28 protein-coding genes and 1 pseudogene are annotated in these 18,499 nt (G+C 62.7%); 18 read left to right on the top strand and 11 right to left on the bottom strand.

The features are described 5' to 3' along the window. Positions 1-596: 596 nt before the first annotated feature. From FJ425_RS22925 to FJ425_RS31665, 6 genes are all read left to right on the top strand, one after another. Complete coding sequence (locus tag FJ425_RS22925; protein ID WP_140545034.1) at positions 597-953, top strand: hypothetical protein; 357 nt, start codon at positions 597-599, stop codon at positions 951-953. 63 nt (positions 954-1,016) lie between these two features. Then, positions 1,017-1,253: a hypothetical protein gene (locus tag FJ425_RS22920; RefSeq protein WP_140545023.1), complete on the top strand. Its 237-nt coding sequence runs from the start codon at positions 1,017-1,019 to the stop codon at positions 1,251-1,253. Positions 1,254-1,261: 8 nt separating this feature from the next. After that, a complete protein-coding gene (locus tag FJ425_RS22915; protein WP_140726260.1) occupies positions 1,262-1,579 on the top strand; it encodes a hypothetical protein in 318 nt (105 codons plus the stop codon). Then, positions 1,576-1,848, top strand: a complete 273-nt coding sequence (locus tag FJ425_RS22910) for a DUF1488 domain-containing protein (RefSeq protein WP_140545019.1) — start codon at positions 1,576-1,578, stop codon at positions 1,846-1,848. The genes FJ425_RS22915 and FJ425_RS22910 overlap by 4 nt, the downstream gene beginning before the upstream one ends. A 79-nt stretch (positions 1,849-1,927) precedes the next feature. Next, a complete protein-coding gene (locus FJ425_RS22905) occupies positions 1,928-2,110 on the top strand; it encodes a hypothetical protein (RefSeq protein WP_140726257.1) in 183 nt (60 codons plus the stop codon). Positions 2,111-2,228: 118 nt separating this feature from the next. Next, positions 2,229-2,378 (top strand): hypothetical protein, encoded by a 150-nt coding sequence (locus tag FJ425_RS31665; RefSeq protein WP_181165033.1) that lies wholly within the window; start codon positions 2,229-2,231, stop codon positions 2,376-2,378. Positions 2,379-2,581: 203 nt separating this feature from the next. On the opposite strand, the gene FJ425_RS22900 is transcribed toward FJ425_RS31665, so the two are convergent. Both FJ425_RS22900 and FJ425_RS22895 read right to left on the bottom strand, forming a co-directional pair. Further along, positions 2,582-2,830, bottom strand: a complete 249-nt coding sequence (locus FJ425_RS22900) for a DUF982 domain-containing protein (protein ID WP_095770102.1) — start codon at positions 2,828-2,830, stop codon at positions 2,582-2,584. A 341-nt stretch (positions 2,831-3,171) separates the two neighbouring features. Continuing rightward, entirely contained in the window at positions 3,172-3,519 is a 348-nt protein-coding gene (locus FJ425_RS22895) for a hypothetical protein (RefSeq protein WP_140635655.1), read from the bottom strand. 347 nt (positions 3,520-3,866) lie between these two features. Here FJ425_RS22895 and minC point away from each other — a divergent pair, with 347 nt between their 5' ends. From minC to FJ425_RS22865, 6 genes are all read left to right on the top strand, one after another. Next, on the top strand, positions 3,867-4,757 hold the full coding sequence (gene minC, locus FJ425_RS22890; RefSeq protein ID WP_140635653.1) for a septum site-determining protein MinC: 891 nt from the start codon (positions 3,867-3,869) through the stop codon (positions 4,755-4,757). A gap of 162 nt (positions 4,758-4,919) precedes the next feature. Then, positions 4,920-5,735, top strand: coding sequence for a septum site-determining protein MinD (minD, locus tag FJ425_RS22885; RefSeq protein WP_095770099.1), 816 nt, complete (start codon positions 4,920-4,922; stop codon positions 5,733-5,735). Then, on the top strand, positions 5,732-6,004 hold the full coding sequence (gene minE / locus FJ425_RS22880; RefSeq protein WP_042638296.1) for a cell division topological specificity factor MinE: 273 nt from the start codon (positions 5,732-5,734) through the stop codon (positions 6,002-6,004). The genes minD and minE overlap by 4 nt, the downstream gene beginning before the upstream one ends. A 339-nt stretch (positions 6,005-6,343) precedes the next feature. Beyond that, positions 6,344-7,231 carry a DMT family transporter gene (locus tag FJ425_RS22875; RefSeq protein ID WP_246673591.1) on the top strand — a complete coding sequence of 296 codons (888 nt, stop codon included), beginning with the start codon at positions 6,344-6,346 and terminating at the stop codon, positions 7,229-7,231. Positions 7,232-7,618: 387 nt separating this feature from the next. Beyond that, positions 7,619-8,128 (top strand): hypothetical protein, encoded by a 510-nt coding sequence (locus FJ425_RS31660; RefSeq protein ID WP_181165032.1) that lies wholly within the window; start codon positions 7,619-7,621, stop codon positions 8,126-8,128. A gap of 372 nt (positions 8,129-8,500) precedes the next feature. Further along, complete coding sequence (locus FJ425_RS22865; protein WP_140635649.1) at positions 8,501-9,034, top strand: hypothetical protein; 534 nt, start codon at positions 8,501-8,503, stop codon at positions 9,032-9,034. A gap of 173 nt (positions 9,035-9,207) precedes the next feature. Here FJ425_RS22865 and FJ425_RS22860 read toward each other — a convergent pair whose 3' ends face one another. From FJ425_RS22860 to FJ425_RS22850, 3 genes are all read right to left on the bottom strand, one after another. After that, positions 9,208-9,852 (bottom strand): response regulator transcription factor, encoded by a 645-nt coding sequence (locus tag FJ425_RS22860; protein WP_140545005.1) that lies wholly within the window; start codon positions 9,850-9,852, stop codon positions 9,208-9,210. Further along, positions 9,849-11,246 carry a sensor histidine kinase gene (locus tag FJ425_RS22855; RefSeq protein WP_140726376.1) on the bottom strand — a complete coding sequence of 466 codons (1,398 nt, stop codon included), beginning with the start codon at positions 11,244-11,246 and terminating at the stop codon, positions 9,849-9,851. Before FJ425_RS22855 ends, FJ425_RS22860 begins: the two co-directional genes overlap by 4 nt. A gap of 539 nt (positions 11,247-11,785) precedes the next feature. Continuing rightward, positions 11,786-11,965, bottom strand: coding sequence for a hypothetical protein (locus FJ425_RS22850; RefSeq protein WP_140726253.1), 180 nt, complete (start codon positions 11,963-11,965; stop codon positions 11,786-11,788). Between the two features lie 116 nt (positions 11,966-12,081). On the opposite strand from FJ425_RS22850, the gene FJ425_RS31655 reads away from it, so the two are divergent. Next, positions 12,082-12,612: a hypothetical protein gene (locus FJ425_RS31655; protein ID WP_181176021.1), complete on the top strand. Its 531-nt coding sequence runs from the start codon at positions 12,082-12,084 to the stop codon at positions 12,610-12,612. Between the two features lie 21 nt (positions 12,613-12,633). Here the strand turns inward: FJ425_RS31655 and FJ425_RS31650 are convergent, their stop codons facing one another. The 3 genes from FJ425_RS31650 to FJ425_RS22835 all read right to left on the bottom strand — a co-directional run bounded on the left by FJ425_RS31650 (position 12,634) and on the right by FJ425_RS22835 (position 13,570). After that, complete coding sequence (locus tag FJ425_RS31650; RefSeq protein ID WP_181176019.1) at positions 12,634-12,789, bottom strand: hypothetical protein; 156 nt, start codon at positions 12,787-12,789, stop codon at positions 12,634-12,636. 156 nt (positions 12,790-12,945) lie between these two features. Next, positions 12,946-13,326 (bottom strand): YkvA family protein, encoded by a 381-nt coding sequence (locus FJ425_RS22840; protein WP_140726250.1) that lies wholly within the window; start codon positions 13,324-13,326, stop codon positions 12,946-12,948. A 61-nt stretch (positions 13,327-13,387) separates the two neighbouring features. Further along, on the bottom strand, positions 13,388-13,570 hold the full coding sequence (locus tag FJ425_RS22835; protein WP_036258067.1) for a hypothetical protein: 183 nt from the start codon (positions 13,568-13,570) through the stop codon (positions 13,388-13,390). A gap of 245 nt (positions 13,571-13,815) precedes the next feature. Between FJ425_RS22835 and FJ425_RS22830 the strand changes: the two genes are divergently transcribed. Beyond that, on the top strand, positions 13,816-13,965 hold the full coding sequence (locus FJ425_RS22830; protein WP_112100506.1) for a hypothetical protein: 150 nt from the start codon (positions 13,816-13,818) through the stop codon (positions 13,963-13,965). 48 nt (positions 13,966-14,013) lie between these two features. Here FJ425_RS22830 and FJ425_RS22825 read toward each other — a convergent pair whose 3' ends face one another. Further along, positions 14,014-14,349, bottom strand: coding sequence for a hypothetical protein (locus tag FJ425_RS22825; protein WP_140726248.1), 336 nt, complete (start codon positions 14,347-14,349; stop codon positions 14,014-14,016). 215 nt (positions 14,350-14,564) lie between these two features. Between FJ425_RS22825 and FJ425_RS32125 the strand changes: the two are divergent. The 3 genes and pseudogenes from FJ425_RS32125 to FJ425_RS22810 form a co-directional block, all read left to right on the top strand. Then, positions 14,565-14,651, top strand: a pseudogene (locus FJ425_RS32125) (AraC family transcriptional regulator); the annotation flags it as partial. Between the two features lie 151 nt (positions 14,652-14,802). Continuing rightward, positions 14,803-15,060 carry a metal-sensing transcriptional repressor gene (locus FJ425_RS22815; RefSeq protein WP_040973109.1) on the top strand — a complete coding sequence of 86 codons (258 nt, stop codon included), beginning with the start codon at positions 14,803-14,805 and terminating at the stop codon, positions 15,058-15,060. Between the two features lie 7 nt (positions 15,061-15,067). Continuing rightward, positions 15,068-16,396 (top strand): cation diffusion facilitator family transporter, encoded by a 1,329-nt coding sequence (locus FJ425_RS22810; RefSeq protein WP_140726246.1) that lies wholly within the window; start codon positions 15,068-15,070, stop codon positions 16,394-16,396. A gap of 227 nt (positions 16,397-16,623) precedes the next feature. On the opposite strand, the gene FJ425_RS22805 is transcribed toward FJ425_RS22810, so the two are convergent. Then, complete coding sequence (locus FJ425_RS22805) at positions 16,624-17,028, bottom strand: VOC family protein (RefSeq protein WP_140726243.1); 405 nt, start codon at positions 17,026-17,028, stop codon at positions 16,624-16,626. A 98-nt stretch (positions 17,029-17,126) separates the two neighbouring features. Here FJ425_RS22805 and FJ425_RS22800 point away from each other — a divergent pair, with 98 nt between their 5' ends. Beyond that, a complete protein-coding gene (locus FJ425_RS22800) occupies positions 17,127-17,759 on the top strand; it encodes a TetR/AcrR family transcriptional regulator (protein WP_140726240.1) in 633 nt (210 codons plus the stop codon). Between the two features lie 86 nt (positions 17,760-17,845). On the opposite strand, the gene FJ425_RS22795 is transcribed toward FJ425_RS22800, so the two are convergent. Further along, positions 17,846-18,499 (bottom strand): hypothetical protein (locus tag FJ425_RS22795; RefSeq protein ID WP_210241702.1); only part of this gene is annotated, 654 nt, incomplete at its 5' end.

Here is an 18,499-nt window from a genome sequence, read left to right as displayed (position 1 = left end):
CAGCGCCCGCAAATCGATTTACCGCTGTTTCAGGCCCGGACCTGAGATTTCTATTTACCCGGGAAAAAAATATCAGGCGCGTAAGTCTTGCTTTGAGCGCAATTGAGGCGCATACAAAAAGTGTTGATTTGGTTGAGTTTGGCTTTCGCCCCGTCGGAGCCGCGCCAATCCTTTCCGAATTTTCGATAGCGAAGCGTTGCGCCGGTCCGGCGCGGCAGCTTGCTCGTTTGAACCCTGGAACGACGCAGGGCGCTGACCACGGATGTACTGGCAGCACCGCAAATCGTTCCAGCGGTTCGACTGAAATAACGCGGAAGTCCATCCTAGCATGTTTTCACGGGAAAGCTGCAATCGTGGCCATTCGCATTGCGTCCACCGTCGTCGTCTGCTTCGGCTCTCCTTGGTGCTGTCGCGCTTCAGGCGCGCCGCGACCGCAGGGTATCTTACCGATCTCGACGAGGAGGCCTGGAGGGGCCTTTCCCGCGACGCGGCCTCTTTCATTCACCTGCCGGCGATCCTCCGCACAATGGTTCGCACGGTAAAAAGCATCAACCGGCCTCTCTCGAGGCGGCGCTCGAAGACGACCGGAGACAATCATGACAAGCCTTATGCAGCGCAACACACGGCCGATACGGCACGGCGCCCCGCCGCGCTTGTTCGACATCGGACAGGCGGTCCGTCTGAAGGGAGATTTCCGGACGTTGACCGCGGAGGTCTACCACGTCACCGGCACGCTGCCGCCAAAAGAAAACTCGCCGCAATACCGCATCCGCAGCGACACCGAACCGCATGAGCGCGTGGTGACCGAGGACAGGCTGGAATCGGCCGGAACCCCGGCCTCGGACCCTGGCCTGATGCTGATCGAAAGGACGTTCGGACATGGCCAAGAGACGGCAGCGCTCCAATCGCGAGATGAGGACGCGGAAGCAGGGAAGAATTCCGACCAGGCCTGAGAGCCTGTTCAATCAAGGCGCCGGCCTCAGCGCGAAGGGCTCGATGCCATTGCGCTGGTTTCGATGAAGGTCGTGATCGAATTCTATCGCACGCGCGTCAGCGATGACGCGCATGCCGTCATCGGCCGCGAGACGGTGCTGGCAACGGGTCTCGAGGATGCAATCGAGATTGCGCGGCTTCTGGCGAGGACGCTGAACATGCCGCAGTGGCCGGATGCGGTCACGATCTCCGAAGCTGACGGCGCGGCGCTTTATTCGGAGATTATCGCCGCGCAGGAAGGCGAGGAAAGACAGGTATGAACAGGTCCATGGCCAACGGCGAGACCGAGGCGGGCCACAAGGCCGTATCCGGCTGTTCGCCAAACACCAGAAGCTGGTCGGGCCACGCCTTCAGGGATCGTCAATACGGCCGCCGCGTCGAAGTGGATCATTCTTGGACCGTCTACCATGTCTTCACTGGAATTCCGGCGCATGTCGACGGCGCACCGATGGTCGGGCTGACACGTGCGCATGCGACGACGAGCATGCTGGATCTCAACCGTCGCAACGTCGAGGCTCGAAAGGAATGGAATAGCACCCGGCCGGCAGCAGCTGAATACGCTGAAACACGGGTGGGCCACCCATGACGCTCGCCTTTCCAAATCCCAGCCGGAGTTTCGATCAAACGCGCCGCGCCGTCTGCTTCATTGGCCATGACGGTATGTTCCAGGTCCGCTTCTTCGTCGAGGTCGAGGTCCTTGGGACATTTGGCGATGCTGGGAGCAAGGAAACGGCCGAGATGGCATACCTTTCGGCATTCGACGCCTTGCGCAGCTCCATCCAGGATGCCGCCAGCAAAGCATATGCGCGCGAGCGCCGAAACTCCTACACGCTCACGGCTTCCGGCTTCCGATAGGCAGGAAGCCAATGTCGTAGGGAAAGCGCGCAGCCGCGAATAGCCTTAGCCCTGGCTGCTACAAGAAAGGATAATGCCGATGCGTTCCATGAAAACCCCCGAGACGCCGTCCGCCGTGATCAAGCCGATCGTCAGGTCCTCAACCATCATATCCGCGCGGCTGACGGTCAGGAAGGACGAGGCAGCAAGGCGCAAGCTCGCCGACACTGACGGCACCTTGCGGCGGGCACGTCAGATCGCAGAACGCAATCGCCTCATTTGACATGATGGCCACCTGACAAGTGCCTCTTATTTTGGGCCTTGTGTCTCGCGAACTGTCTTTCCCGCTCCTGGGCATGTCCAATCCCAAGGCGCAAATTGCCTAAACCGGAAGAAACACCATGGCGATGAAACCCAACTACCGATACGAGCGCAGCAAACGCGATCAGGCGAAGGCGGCAAAGAAAGAGGCGAAGCTCGCGGCCAAGGTGGCGAAAGAGAAAGTGGTGGATCCGGAAGACGAGCGGGAGGGGAGCGCTGACAACCGATGATGTCGCGTTAGGCAGGCCGGCCTTGGAACCGCAATGACACAACGAGAGTCCGATCACTTCGAAATCGATGTGGAGTGCCCGCGGTGCCATCACCAGGCGAAAACGCGTGTGGGCTGGATACGCACTCACACCCAGATGGAGTGTGAAAATTGCGGCGAGATCATCGACATCGAAAGCAAGAATTTCAGACCGCGCGAGCAGCCTTAAGGCGTCACAAGAATGGCCGCCTCGCGGGCGGCCGCTATGAACGCCTTGCGCGCGAATGAAGCCGGTCGGCGCCCGCTATTTACATCCGTGCAGGCCTGAATGGCTGCACGGTGCTTGTCGCTTCGCTTGCCGCGCCATCTTCGAAGCAGGAAATCCAGGCAGGCGGCGGCATCGCCGATTGCCTCCCGTCCGCCGGCCGGATCAACGATGATCGTCACCGACTGGTCGAATTTTTCATTTGCCATCACTGCGCTTAGGCCGGGGCGCGCAACATAGCAAGCACTGTTTGTTGTGGGCGAACGGGTGGGCGAACGGGAAGTGGCTTGAATGGGCGATGTCTAGGCAGCCGGCGGGAAACCAGCCGCAAGCAAAAGCTCCGTTCGCATGCAAGACCAAGGAGAGGCTCCTGGACAGCCCGACCTATTCAGCAAGAGATCAAGCCGGACTGTCCTCGCCGCACCAGCGAGATCGTATCGTGCGCCTTTGTTTCCTGTCTGGCCAGCGAAACCGCAGCAAATGAGAGCCGTTGAGCTGCCGACCGCGACTTGTGCAGAGGTTCGATCGCCAATCGGCAAGTCGCTTCTCTCTAGCTGCTGCTCGCCCAGATCGAGCAGCCGACTTTCTGTCCCGTCGCCGCATCCCGCACGGTCTTCGCGAACACCCGCCTCAGACCAGCCCTGTTGGATGCGACGTCCTTGCTTGCGAGGTAGGTCGGGTCGCCGACTTCCCAGTGGTAGCGCGTGTTGGCAGGCGCCTGCTTCCAGGTGAATTTCGAGCGGTAGGCCACCTGGCCTGGCGCGGTGTTGTCGAACCGGCAGTCGATGGTCGCCGGCATCATTCCCTTGGCGCTCATCGCGCTGACCACCTTGTCCGCATCGGACGTTGTAAGCCATTCGTCGCGGCTGACCGCTGGTCCGCTCGGCGAATGCGTCATGCATCCTCCAAGCAGCATCAGCGCCGCCATTGTCGCGGTTGTCGCGCCTGCTCGCTTGCTGTCTTGCCGATTGAAGCCCATGCTCATCCCCCTTGGCTTGGAAAGAGTAGAAAGTCTCGGTCCGGAGGATGCCCGCTGCTCATATCTGCGTATATTAGCCGCTTCACACGCCCGACTCGTCCGCGCATGGCGCTGCCAGCATTCGCGACCGCCCACGCGGAGCCTGTGACCGCCCCGCCACAAAACTTAGCCGCGCCATATCCTTAACGGTCGCCACCCGCGAAATTAACCTTTTGTTAACCATTAGCCCGGCACCCTTTAATCATTGAGTAAGGATTCGCTCGGACGTGACCTTCGCCGCCCCTTTGCACAACAAATCGATCCGCTTTCGCGCCCGTTCCTTCGTCGCTTTCACGTTGACGCCGGAAGCGCCGATCGCCGACTGGCTGGAGGGGTTGGATCACTGGATCGCCAATTCGCCCGGCTATTTCAACGGGCGCCCGGTGGTGCTGGATTTGAACACCTTGCAACCGGGGCCGGAGGAGATCGCAGCACTTGTCGGCGTGCTCGGCTCGCGCGGCATCCGCGTCTATGCCATCGAGCTCGAAGGCGCCGAGCTCGGGTCCGAATTGCCGCCGCTCTTGGCCGGCGCCAAGGAGGCGACCGCCGAGGGCCTGCTTGGCCGGGCCGCGCGCAAGGCGCGGGCGGAAGAGCTGGAAATGGCCGCCGCCGGGGAGCGGGCCGAGGTGACCCGGGAAACGATCCAGGCGGCGGCGCCTGCCGAGGTTCTGCAGGCGACCGGCGATGAGCCGGTGGATCCCGAACTGGCAAGGCTGGAAGCGGTCAGGATCGAGCCGGCCCAGGCCGAACCGGAAAAGCCAGGGCAGGGCGCCGTGCCGGCGCCTGCCTCCGGCACGCTGATGATCAAGGCGCCGATCCGCTCCGGGCAGTCGGTCTTCCATCCGCATGGCGACGTGATCGTGCTGGGCTCGGTCGCGTCCGGCTCGGAAATCGTCGCCGGCGGCTCGATCCATGTCTATGGCACGCTGCGCGGCCGGGCGATCGCCGGCTCGGAAGGCAATATTTCGGCGCGCATTTTCTGCCGCAAGAACGAGGCCGAGCTGCTTGCCGTCGACGGCTGGTACACCACGGCCGAGGAGATGGAAGGGGTGTCGCGCGGCAAGGCCGTGCAGGCCTTCCTCGACAATGATGCGTTGTGCGTGGTGCCGCTCGGCTGAGTTCTTGGCCGCAAGCTTCGGACCGGTTTCGCGTGCGAAGGTTATCGGTGCATGTCGCCCCAAAGTGCAGCGGTTTTGGGAGAACGGCATGCACCAAAAGCGAAAGATCCCGCCGTGCCTGGCACGGCCAGAGAATAAAAACCGCCAATGGAGGCTGGATATATGGGCAAGGTAGTCGTGGTCACATCGGGCAAGGGGGGCGTCGGCAAGACAACCTCGACGGCCGCGCTCGGCGCCGCCGTGGCCAGGACAGGCAAGAAGGTGGCGCTGGTCGATTTCGACGTCGGCCTGAGAAACCTCGACCTCATCATGGGTGCCGAGCGCCGCGTGGTGTTCGACCTCGTCAACGTCATCCAGGGCACGGCGAAGCTTTCGCAGGCGCTGATCCGCGACAAGCGGCTGGAGACGCTCTATCTGCTGCCCGCCTCGCAGACGCGCGACAAGGACGCGCTGACCGAAGAGGGCGTGGCGGAAGTCATCGCCCGGCTGCGATCGGTGTTCGACTATGTCTTCTGCGACAGCCCTGCCGGCATCGAGCGCGGCGCCCAGCTCGCCATGCGCTTCGCCGACGAGGCGGTCATCGTCACCAATCCGGAAGTCTCGTCGGTGCGCGACTCCGACCGTATCATCGGCCTGCTCGACGCCCGCACCATGAAGGCCGAGCAAGGCGAGCTGGTGCAAAAACACGTGCTGGTCACGCGCTATGACGCGGCGCGCGCCGCGCGCGGCGAGATGCTGTCGATCGACGACGTGCTGGAGATACTCTCGACGCCGCTGCTCGGCATCATCCCGGAAAGCCAGGATGTGCTGCGGGCCTCCAATCTCGGCTCGCCCGTCACGCTCTCGGAGCCGCTCAATGGTGCCGCAAAGGCTTACCTCGAAGCGGCAAGACGCCTGGAAGGCGAGGACCTGCCGGTGGTCGTCCCCTTCGAACGCAAGGGCTTCCTCGACCGGCTTCTCGGAAGGAGGGCCGCATGAGCATCCTCGATCTCTTCAAGCGGCGCACCAGCGCGCCGGTGGCGCGCGAGCGGCTGCAGCTGCTGCTCGCCTATGAGCGCCAGAGCCGCGGCCAGCCGGATCTCGTCTCCATCCTGCGCGAGGAGATCATGGCGGTCATCGCCAAGCATGTGCAGATCGATCAGGACTACCTCCAGGTCTCGATGGACCGCGGCGCGACCATGTCGACGCTGGAGATCGACATCCAGATCCCCAACAAGAGCGCCGCGCCGCTCGCCATGGCGGGATAACGCCGGCGCATTTTCTCTCCCTCGCCAAAGGCGGGGGAGAGGTGGCCGCGCTGCGGCCGGAGTGGAGGCCTGCGCCAACGCTTCGTCATCCTCGGCTTGACCCCAGGATCCACGCCGTTGCCTTCGACTTGGAGCGCGGCGGTACAGAACTCCATACGCGTTGCAAGGCTTTAGCGCTATGGCATGACCCTCGGCCTGCTCGCTTCGCTCCTTGCTCCGCACCAGGATGACCAAAGCGATAAACCTCACTCTCTTGTCCCACCATCCGCCCCGCACTGCCTCACGACAGCGCGGTGCCCGCGCCCTATCTCCATTCCCGAACCAGGGATGGAGCCAGGATTGACCTCGACGCAGACCGCGAAGCCGGAAACCCACGTCGGCGCAATGCCCGTCCTGGGGCTGCTCGGCGCCATCCTGTCGGTTCAGGTCGGCGCCGCCTTTGCCAAGGGGCTGTTCCCGGTGCTGGGCTCGGAAGGCACGACCATGCTGAGGCTCGCCATCGGCGCGCTGATGCTGGCGGCGGTGCTGAGGCCCTGGAAGGTGCTGCCCTCGCGGAAAACCCTGCCTTGGCTCGCCGCCTATGGCATCACGGTCTGTGCCATGAACATGCTGTTCTACGCGGCGCTCCAGCGCATTCCGCTCGGCATCTGCGTGGCGCTCGAATTCACCGGGCCGCTGTTCGTCGCCATGCTCGGCTCCCGGCGCCTGCTCGACCTCGTCTGGGTGGCGCTGGCGATAACCGGCATCGTGCTGCTCTCGCCCTTTGCCGATGCCAGAAGCGGGCTCGATCCGCTGGGGGTGGTGCTGGCGCTCGCAGCGGGCGCCTGCTGGGGGCTCTACATCATCTTCGCGCAGAAGGCCGGCGCCGAGCTCGGCGTGCGCACCTCCGCCTACGGCATGGCGATCGCCGCCATGCTGGCGCTGCCTTTCGGCTTCAGCGCCGCTCAACCCTATCTCACCGACCCGCACATCATGGCGGGCGCGGCCGTGGTCGGCCTGTTCTCCAGCGCGCTGCCCTTCTATCTGGAAATGCTGGTGCTGGCGCGCATGCCGGCCAAGGTCTACGGCATGCTGGTTTGCCTGGAGCCGGCGGGCGGCGCGCTGACCGGCTTCCTGTTTCTGCATGAGAAGCTCAACCTTTTGCAATGCGCGGGCGTCGCCGCTGTCATTGCCGCCGCCTTCGGCACGGCGGTCGCGGCGCGGCGGCCGGTGCCTTTGCCGGCCTGAATCCATCTTTCGGACCGGGGCAATCTCGGAAAATGCGCGAAACGGCAGGCTCGGCGCCTCGCCGCCGTAATCCATCCTGAGCTGCTTCGAAGCAAGGACGTGCGATGGTTTGCCGTTTCCGTGAAACGGTGAACCGCTTCGGCACCCGCAGCTCGTTAAGGGATTGGTTGGCTTCGCAAAAACACCCCCGTGGCGGGCAACATCCGACCGCATCCGGTGGTTGAAATACGACTTAAGTCCTATAACAAAATTACAATAGGTCCGAGTGGACAAGACAAGGGTCGTGGGCCACTTCCTTATGCGCTGCTGATTGGGGATGCTTATGCTGCGACATTGCCGGTGGGTAGTTTGGCCGACGGGCTGAAGGGCTGGCATGGGGAGAACCGAATGCGCGCATCGCGCGGGGGCTGCAGGCTAGTCTTGCCAGCGCTGGCTGCGTTGGCGCTTGTCGTCGCGCCTGTCAGTCTCTCCGTCGATGGTCTCGTCGTGGCCAAGGCCTATGCCGACAAAGGCGGCGGTGGTCATGGCGGCGGCGGTGGTGGAAACGGAAGCGGCGGCGGCAACAGCGGGAACGGTGGCGGAAATAGCGGCGGCAACGGTGGCGGCAATAGCGGCGGCAACAACGGAAACAGCAATAGCGGCGGCAACAACGGCAAGAGCAATAACGGCACGAGCAGCAGCGCCGGCGCGGCAAGCACCGCGGATGTCGATAGCCATGTGAACGCCGTTACTGGCGACAAGGTCGAGGCCACCAGCAGCAGCATCCAGGTCACGCACCGCAATGGAATGAAGGAGACGATCGAGAACGGCCGGTTCAGGATGGAAGACAAGTACGGACGCACCATCGTCGACCGCAGGGCCACCATGGCCGATCTCAATCGCCTGAAGAATTTGTGAGACAGAGTTTGTGGGAGTGAGGTTTTATCCGGATTAGATCTTAAGGGACCGAAGGTCAGCGCTGCAAAATCAGGTTGCCACCTTTTGCTTCGTCTCTGCGGTCCTGATCGTCTTGCGATAGAACTTGGCTACTCACCTTGCCCCCGCCTTCGTGCGGGGGTAATTTTTTGCGCCGGCAAAGCCTGTCCGCTGCGACATTGGTCAGCCATGGCGCCTGAAAATGGTCCGACGGGTGGGGGCAAGGGTCGTGGGCCGCTTTCGTCGCCCCGCCGGATATGAATTCTTGCCCAGGTCAAGACACCGGTTCCGCCTCGTCTGTGCCGTGAGCGGAGCTTCAGCCATGCGGAAGTGGGACCGGAACGAAGAGAAGATATGCGAAACCGCCCCTTCAGCAGGCTCGCCTGGCTCGCGCTGCGTGTGTTTAGCGCGCTGGCGCTGACGTTTGCGCCCTGGCACATCACCTTTGACGGCGCGCCGAGGATTGCCGCAGCCACCGCCGCCGGCAACGGCAACGGCGGTAACGGGGGGAACGGCGGTGGTGGAAGCGGCAACGGCGGCAATTCGGGATCGGCCGGCGGCTCGAATTCCGGCAATAGTGGCAACAACGGCAACAGCAATGGCCAGGGCGACAACGGCAACAGCAATGCCGGCGGGAGCAACCCCAATGCCGGGCCGGGCAACAACAGCGGCAAGGGCAACACCAATCCCGGCGGCAAGAATAGCTACACCAACGCCGCGACCGGCGACACGCTTTCGATCGACGGCGATAAGGTCACCGTCATTCATCGCAACGGTATGAAGGAGCAGGTCCGGAACGGCCGTTTCGAGATGACGGATGCGCAAGGCCGCACCATCATCGAACGGCAAGCGACGGAGGAGGACCTGTCGCGCCTGCTGAACTTGTGAGGGTTGAGAATTGAAGAACTGGGGAATTGAAGAACTGAGGAACTGGGGAAATGAGGAACTGAAGAACTGACGAATTGAAGAATTGAAGAATTGAAGAATTGAAGAATTGAAGAATTAAAGAAGAGAGGGCTCTTCAGTTCCCCAGTTCCCCAGTTCCCCAGTTCCCCAGTTCCTTAGTGCCTTTCCCTCGCCTCATGCATCAGCAGCGCCGCCTCGGTGCGGTTGCGCACGTTGAGCTTGGCGAGCACCCTGGTCATGTGATGCTTGACCGTCTTCTCCTGCAGCGACAGCCGGGCGGCCACCTCCTTGTTGCTCAATCCTTCGGCGACCAGTTTCAAAATCTCGGCCTCGCGGCCGGTGAGCTGACTGAGCGGATCAGGCTTGCTGCCGGTGGGCTGCAAAAGGTCGGAGAGCAGCCTGGCCGAAAGGCTCGGCGATACATAGCTCTGGCCGTTGGCGACATCGCGCAGGATCTCGGCCAGCGCCTTGGAGCCGACGCCTTTCAGCACATAGCCGCGCGCGCCGGCCTTCAGCGCCTGGGCGACGTCGGCATTGGTCTCCGACACCGTGAGCATGACGATCTTCTGTTCGGGCATCGCTGAAAGGATGCCGGCGAGCGCGTTGAGGCCGCCGCCTGGCATGCTGATGTCGAGCAGGAGAATATCGGGCGTGCTGGCGCGCGCCAGCCTTTCGGCGTCCTCGGCGCTGGCGCCTTCGCCGACAAGCTCGAAGCCGCCTATTTCGCCGAGGCTGCGCGCCACGCCCTCGCGAAACAGGGGGTGGTCGTCCACTATTGCGATGCGGATGGATGTGCTCACGGTTGCTCCTCGACAGACAAGGCAATCACCAGTCTTGTTCCTTCCGGGCCGGACAGCGTCTCGAACTGCCCGCCTATGCTTTCGATGCGTTCCCTGAGGCCCGCAAGCCCAAGGCCCTCGCTCCGGGCCGGGTCGAAGCCGGGACCGCTATCCATCACCTCGACCAAAAGCTTGCCGCCTTTCGTCGTGGCTCTGACCTGCTGGCCCTTGCCCTTGCCATGCCGGAAGGCGTTGTTCAGGCCTTCCTGCACGAAGCGATAGACGCTGATCTTTTCCGAGGTGCCGAGTTCCGGCAAGCGCTCAGGCAGGGTTAGCAACACTTTGGTGCTGGTGCGCCGCTCATGCTCGGCTACCGCAAGCCGCAAAATGTCAGCGATGGCCTGCGCCTCGATCTGCGGCAGCACCAGCCCGTTGCAGATGCCGCGTATCTCGCGCATCGCTTCGCCGAGCGTCTTGTGTATGCCGGCGATCTCGGCTTCGCGCAGCGTGCTCGACGTGGCCGGGTCGACCAGCGCCGGGCTGTCCATCCTCAGCGCGGCAAGCGCCACCAGTTGCGCCGGTCCGTCATGCAGGTCGGCGCCGATGCGCCTCAGATACCGCTCGTTGATCGCGGTGGCGCGGCGCGAGGCGCGTTGAACGCGCTGGCGCAGCGACGAGTTCTGCGCCAGGGCCGTCTGCAATTCGGAAACTTTCGCCTCGAGCGCCGCCTGCTGCGTGACGATGGTGCGGCTGCCGCGGAAAACGATGCCGGAGAGCAGGGCGAGCGCCGCGGCGGTGGCGGCCGCCACCACCAGCCATGTCCACAGCAGGGCCGAGTGGAGCGATTCCTCGAAATCGCCGGACAATTCGTAGAATTCGCTGACAGCCACGACCTCGCCGGACCACGGCTCGCGCACCGGGTTGTAGATTTCGAGCAGCGGAACGCCCATCGACCGCTCCTTGTCGTCTTCCTCGTCCTCGAGCCTGTTGTATTTGACCATGACATTGCCGGCGAAAGCGGCGGTGAGGTTGGCGTTGGGCCTGACCTGCTTGCCGATCAGGCTGGCATCCTTGGAGTAGAGGATCGTTCCGTCGCGCCGCCACAGCTTGAACGAGACCAGCCTTTTCCCGAGTGCGCCCTGGCCCAGCGTCTCGTCCAGCGCCCGCTTGACGGTGTCGTCGAGCTCCTGGCTCTTGCGCATATCGGGCAGCAAGGGTGCGATCACGCTGTCGACATAGAGCGCGGTGGTGGCGGCGGAATTGTGCAGAACCCCGTCACGGATCTGCGATGTCACCCACAGCCCGACCACGAGCATCACCGCCAGAAGGCCGATGCCGCCCGCGATCACGAACTGCCAGGCCAGAGAGAGCCCGCTCCAGACTCGTGCAGGTCGTGTTAAATACCTCCCAACCATCGGCACCATTCACCCACCCGTCCGCGACAGTATAGGTGAGGGGAGGCAATTGCGACACCGACCTTGGTCCGTGCCCGTGGGGAAGGTTAATGGCAGAGCAGGTTTGGGCGCACGCCGACGGGCGAGCTTTGATTCGCAAGCGAGGAGGCTGCTTGCTCTCCTGGGCGGCAAAGCCAGCGCCATTCCTGTTGACGGAGAAGACGCAGGCCGGCTGTCATCTGAAATTACAGGTTCTTTTGCAATGCCGACACAACCACCAATCAAGCCCCGGCTCCAGACCAACGGCATATGCCCCGCGGGATATAGCGCCACATCGCTGATGCCTTGGCTTGGCCAGGTCTCTTCATCGATCGTTGTGGATGTAGACATATAGCGGCGACCTCTCGGGCGGCCCAGCTTGCAACCCCGCCCATATCGGCGGCCGGGGCCGCTCTTTCCCGACATGAACCGCGGACGTCGCGGCAAAAATTTGCCCCCAAAAGAAGTCAGGATCAAGCTGTTGATGGGTCGAACAACCGCCGCATATACAATGGGCTTCATCACGCTGTTGGCAACGCAGTATGGACGTCGGCAAAAAAAAGCAAAAAAGAAACCAGCGGCTGTCGATTTTTGAGCTCGAGGCACTGCGGGAAGCTTTCAGGCAGTCCGTTCGCGAGAATGACGTCGCGGAAGCGGAATGGGCGCAACACGCCGAGCTTTTCGTCAAAAGAGCGCTTCAAGGAGACGGCCGTCTTACACGAGTTTAAGCGTTCGGGCGCCTGGAGCAATTCGAGGGAAGTCTGCGCGTTTTTCAGCCTTGGAGTTGCGGCATCGCGGCTTCCAACCGGTCGGACCATTGCGCCGGCGCATCGGACTTCAGCAACAATTGTGGGCGCGGCGGGAAACGGACACTCTGTCCCTGCGCCGGCTCCCCCCAAGGAAACCCAAGGTCGGCGCTTCAGCCCGGCTTGCCTGTCAAAGAGCCGTACTCTTTTACCGCCAAGGCAAGCCGGGCTACCCCAACCGCCGATCCGGCACTTTCCGCTCGTTTGTCGCACCAGTTGCAGCGTTGCCCGGTGCCGGCAGCCCTGGCCCCACGGGTCATTGCAATGCGCAGAGGGTCATCCGCTTTCGTGAAACGAAAAGCGGAGTCGGCGCGTTTTCCGCCGCGATGTCGAGGACTCCTCACCATCGCAAGGCCGTAAAGCCTTTTCAGGCTTCCGAAGCGGAGCGTCTGGCGCGTGCGCAAATGAATGCCAGGCTGAAGGATCTTCACACCCACGCTTCATGGCTCGTGCTCGATCCGCAGGCTCACTTCCAGGAGGTGATCGACTGTTCAGCATTGCTCGGCGACCTGCCGATTCGAAAGGTCGCTCGCGACGGTTAGGAATTCCGTGCCTTTCAGGCTTCAGGCGGGCTGTAGCCGGGCGGCGTCCTGTCGCGATATCTCGATCAGTCGCGCGATCGCCAATGGCGCCATCAGCGCAAGGAATACCGTGACATCGAGGAGGATCGACCGCGCCAGATCGAACCCGCTGTGGTCGTAGCAAACTGCGAATTGCATCACGCCTGACCCTTTTGACCCTGCACACTGCGCATGTCGTTTCGCGCGTGCCAAAAGCATGACCCTGATTTACAACAAATACAAGATGTCGCTAATCTAAAGATGGGCCGCGACAGGCCAATGCAATCGACGCCGTCTGGTCGGGGCCCGAAGCATTCAGGCCGGCTCTGGCCAGAACAGCCAAGTGAGCGCCAGCGCCGCCAGCACCCAGAGCGCGATCATGAAGGCGAGCCCGGCCTTGCTCACCGGCTTCTCGCGTCGCACCGCCTCTTCGCGGAATTCGTGCATCAGATCGGCCGGAACCAGCTTGACCGCGAGCATTATGCCGACAGGCACGATCACCAAGTCGTCCAGATAGCCGATGATGGGGATGAAGTCCGGAATAAGATCGACTGGGCTCAACGCATAGGCAGCGACGGCGCCCGCGGTGGCTTTCGCGTACCAGGGCACACGCGGATCGCGTGCCGCAATCCAGAGCGCCACCACATCGCGCTTGATCCCTCGCGCCCATTGCTTTGCCGAGTCGAAAGCCGACATGCGCCTATTCTATACAGCTGTGCGGGTCTTGAGGCCATTAAGCGATCGCCGACCCAGCCTCTCAGGCGCAATCCTTCAGTTCGACAACCTCGACGCCGAGGCGGAAGGCCTGGCCATCGGCATAGGAGCGCGCATATTGCTCGGCTTCGAATGGAAAGATCAGCGTCGTGCCGTAGGCGGTGACGCGCACCGTCCACTTCTGGCCCCTGACGAGTTCAACGCCGTGAAGCTTCGCCGTAACCATCGCACCCTCCTCAGATCCGGCACTTCAGCGACATCCGCATAGCGTCGCGAAAGTCATTTGAACACAAATAATCCGACTCAATCGTGTCGTTACGGTGTCGCTTCCAACATTGGGTCGTTTCCGTCCGTGAAATGGTTCACCGACAGGAGCGCTTTTTGCCGGCGGGCCACGATCGGGCGGCATGGCCTGCTCGGAACCGCGAAGGCCCCAGGCGGGTTAAAGTCCCGGTTCACAAGGAGACCGCCATGATCCGCAAGCTGAAATCCGGTGAATACCGGCTCTATTCGCGCAAGATTGATCCCAGAACCGGCAAGCGCCGCAATCTGGGCACCTTCAAGTCCCGCGAAGCGGCGGAAAAGCACGAGCGCGAAGTGCAGTATTTCAAGCGCCACTAAGCAATCCACCGTTTCGCGGGGAGGAGGATCGCGCCTCAGCCGCCGGTTTCACCCATGCGGCGTCGGCGGGGTGCGCGGGCGAGGGTGGCCGGGCACATTCGAGCCGATATGGTCGAGGTCGCAACGTCTCGTCACCATTTCGACCGAGTTGGTGTCGACGGTCACGCGCCCCAGCACCTGCACGGTCGTGCGTCCGAGATCCTCGTCGACATGCACGACGTCGCCCTCCAGTCTGAGCTTGTCGCCTGCCTTGGCATTGGGCTCGGCCATCGAATAATTATGGCCGTCGCCGTCGAGCTTCAGTATCACGCGGTCCTTGATGCGCTCGATCACGGTGGCGATGATAGCCACCCGGTCGCCTATCTCCACTGCGGGCCGTGTCATTGCGGCCTCCTTTCAGCCCCGCGCGGTCTCAGGCCACTGGAGCCGGCTGGCGCCACGGTGGGTGGCGGCAACCGCTAAAATAAACGGCAAACCAAGCATTTGGTTGCCGCGGGGCTGCCGGTCGCTGCAGCCGATCGATCACATGAAGCCGGGATTTCGCGGCAGATACTGCCCCGCAGGCAAGAACCGGCTGCGCCGGCGGGGGCAACATTGGCGAGGTCGCCGAGCGCGTCAGCTACGGCTCGGCCAGCACCTTCAGCGCCTTCAGCCGCCATGCCGGCCGGCCGCCCGGACGCTATGCCAGTGCGGAGGCGCATCAGGCAATTCCGGGGAAAGTGCCCAGTTGCCACGCTCGGCCGGGTGGCGAGTCCAGCCGCTGCAGGAGGCTAGCCTCGAGAGTTCGAGGCATACTGTCTGTTGGCAATATCCTACCCTGGGGGATAGGATATTGCCATGACGATACACAGCTCCCATCCCGATATCATCGCCCGGCTCAAGCGAGCGCATGGCCATCTCGCCGCCGTGCTCACCATGTTCGAGCAGGGTCGGTCCTGCCTTGACCTCGCGCAACAGCTCCACGCCGTCGAAAGCGCGGTCGGCAATGCCAAGCGCGAGCTGATCCACGACCATATGGAGCATTGCCTTGTCGAAGGCGGCGAACCGACCAGGGACACGCTCAAAGAGCTGAAGCAGCTCACCAAATATCTGTGAGGCGGCGATGTGGGAAAAAGCGCTCGACTGGTTCGGCTTCGGCGTGCACGGGCATGACCATGGCGGCCACGGCCACGACGATCATGGGCCGCATGGCCATACTCATGGCGTGATCGACGCGACCATCGCCACCACAGACCGCGGCATTTGGGCGGTCAAGTGGTCGTTCGTGATTCTCGCGGTCACGGCCGCGCTCCAGATTGTCGTCGTGATGCTTTCGGGTAGCGTAGCCCTGCTTGCCGACACCATCCACAACGTCGCCGACGCGACCACCGCTATCCCGCTTTGGATCGCTTTTGTACTCGTGCGCCGCAAACCGACAAGGGCCTTCACCTACGGCCTCGGCCGGGTCGAAGATCTCGCCGGCATCATCATCGTGCTCATCATCCTGGCCAGCGCGCTGGTGGCCGGATACGAGGCGATCAATCGCCTGTTCAATCCGCAGCCGGTGCGTTTCCTTGGCTGGTTGGCCGTCGCCGGCGTCATCGGTTTCCTCGGCAATGAAGCGGTGGCGGTTTTTCGCATCCGCGTCGGTCGCCAGATCAACAGCGCCGCGCTGGTTGCCGACGGCTATCACGCCCGCACCGACGGCCTCACCAGCCTTGCCGTGGTCGCAGGCGCGGCCGGCGTCTGGCTCGGCCTTCCGCTCGCCGATCCGATCATCGGCCTGCTCATCACCGTCGCCATCTTCGCTATCGTCTGGCAATCGGCGCGCTCGGTGCTGACCCGCATGCTGGACGGCGTCGAGCCCGGCCTGGTCGGCGAGATTCATCACGCCGCCGACCATGTCGCCGGGATCGAAAGGGTGGCCGACGTCAAGGCCCGCTGGCTTGGCCACAAATTGCATGTCGATGTCGAGATCGCGGTCAATGACGGCCTGCTGCTTGCCGCCGCGAACAACATCGCCGCATCGCTCAAGGCCGAGCTCTTCGCGCACATCCCGGCACTCGACGTTGCCACGGTGCGCTTTGCCGAGCCGGAGACGGAAGCTGGCCACCATCATGCGCCGGATCCGTTCCTTGTCGACCGCAAGCTAGCCAGCGGGCTGCTCGAAATCGTCGGCACGCCGCAGGGCGAGCGCATGCGGCTGCGCCTGTCGCGTCACGCCGAGGGCCTGCGGGCGAACGTCGCTATTGAAAGGATGGACGGTGCGGTCGAAAGCCTGCCGCTGTCTCCGGTCGGCGGCGACCATCATTATTTGCAGAGCCTGGTCGCACCTGCCGAACCGCACGAATTCAGCGCCAGGCTGCAACTGGCGGCCGGTCCCGACACCGAGGATTTGCCCTTCGCCATGGCCGAACCGGAAGGCCACCATCACGAGCGCGCGCATGGCTGATACAGGCAAGCGCTTCGGGAGCGAACATGGCTGGCTGGTGCACAGTTCCGGAGTCCAGCTCGCCGAGATTGCTGGGCGGAAGGGCGGTAGCGCGCCAGATGTCTGAGCGGATATCGGGATAACAAGATCGGTCGAAGGCGATGGCAGGCATTGCCCGACATGAGAGCGACGGCTGCCCGTCGCTTTCTCGGATGTCGTTCCGACGTCGGGATTGCGATACAGATGGTCTATTGCATGGCTGCGGGGTTCATCCACAGGAACTCCCAGACATTGCCGTCCGGATCTTCAATGTGGCGGTTGAACATGAAACCGAGATCCTGCGCCGGGTTGGGATCAGCGCGGCCGCCCGCCGCAACGCCTTTCTCGATTGCCCCATTGACCGCGTCCTTGCTATCGACGGTCAGCGCGATCAGCATCTGGCTCTCGCGCTTGGCGTCGCCGATCGGTCGGGCTGTGAACTGGCTGTAGTGTTGGTGCGTCAGCAACATGACTCCTATCGATTCGGAGAACATGATCGAACTGGCCTGGTCGTTCGAGAACTGTGGGTTGAGCGTGCCGCCGATCGCGAGATAAAACTTGGTCGCTGCCTGCAGGTCGCGTACCGGCAGATTGAGGAAAAGCATTTGCGTCATCAGTTTGAACCTTCGTTGCCGGGTACTAGCCAGTCTAGTACTGCAACGGATGGCTATCACGACGGAACCGTACCGTCTAGTACCGGTCGAGAGGCGTTATGAAAATTGACGGTGAGACCAGATCGGCTCGCAAGGATCGCGAAATCATTGAGGCGGCGACGGCGGCGTTCATCGCCAACGGCTATGATGGGACCAGCATGGAGGAGATCGCCACCAGAGCGTGCGCTTCCAAGCAGACCGTCTACAAGCATTTCACGGACAAGGAGACGCTTTTCAGCAAAGTCGTGGAGTCCACCGCGTCCCAGACCAACGACGTTGTCGAGTCCGTGACGATGCTGCTTTCCGAAGCGAAATTCCTGGAGGGCGGCCTGCAGCAGCTTGCCCGGCGATTGGTCACCACGCTGATGAACGACGAGTTGCTGAGGCTCCGGCGTCTGATTATTGCCAATGCCGATCGCATGCCGCAGCTTGGCCGCAGCTGGTACGACAAAGGCTTTGAGCGCATGCTTTCCTCGGTAGCGGCTTGTTTTCAAAAGCTCACAGGGCGAGGCCTGTTGCAGACCGACGATCCCCGTTTGGCGGCCAGCCATTTCTTTGGAATGCTGCTTTGGATTCCGATGAACGAAGCCATGTTCACCGGACGCAATCCGCGCTCGAAAGCCGACCTTGAGCGGCACGCCGATGCCTCGGTCGAAGCGTTCCTTGCCGCCTATGGGATGAGTTCGAAGTAATCGCGCTGCCAGACGCGATCTGCGGGAGCAAAACGAGCCGCGTTACGTCGCCTGGTATCCTGAGGACATCAGCCGGCCGAAGCCGGTTAGCGCACGCGGGCGAGCGGCGCGCCGACAATCGACCATGCGGCGGCACCGAGCGCCGCCACCATGGCGAGGATCACCGCAAGGCTCGGCAAGTGGAAGAAGATGTCGCGCCATCTGGGCTCGACGACCGCGCCGGTGCTGAAGGCCTCGCCGCTATACTGGCACAGGATCCACGACGCGCCGCTGCGCACCATCTCGGCATCGATGTCCGAGATCAGCGCCTTCGCACCCCGTTCAGCTGAAGGCATCGTGGCCATATAGGTGAGCAGCGCCTTGGCGGCGGCGAGATAGGCGTGGCTGCATTCGTTGAACGGGCTTTCCTCGCCGCCGAGGCTGCCCGGCATCAAGCCCCAGAGGCAATAGGTGAATTGCAGATTGCCGTGATTGTAGAGCCGGCGGAAGGTCGGGTCGGTCGCGGTCTGGCGCTGGGCGAGGTCGAGGATCTCGCCGCGATAGCGCGCGATGACGGCCATCTGGCCGTGGGTCAGGCCGGGGATCTGGATGCCGGGAGGAGGCGGGGCCGAGGATCCGCTATGCGCTTGCGCGGATGTGGCGGCCACAAATGCGAGCAGCGCCGCAACCGAGCAATTCCAGGAAAAGTGTGCGGCGGTTTTCCGTCCGGAATTGCGAGAAAACAAAAGACCAAAGTGGCT

This window comes from Mesorhizobium sp. B2-7-2 (assembly GCF_006440775.1).
In the GTDB taxonomy this organism is placed as follows: domain Bacteria; phylum Pseudomonadota; class Alphaproteobacteria; order Rhizobiales; family Rhizobiaceae; genus Mesorhizobium.
This window is presented reverse-complemented; position numbering and strand designations above follow the sequence as displayed.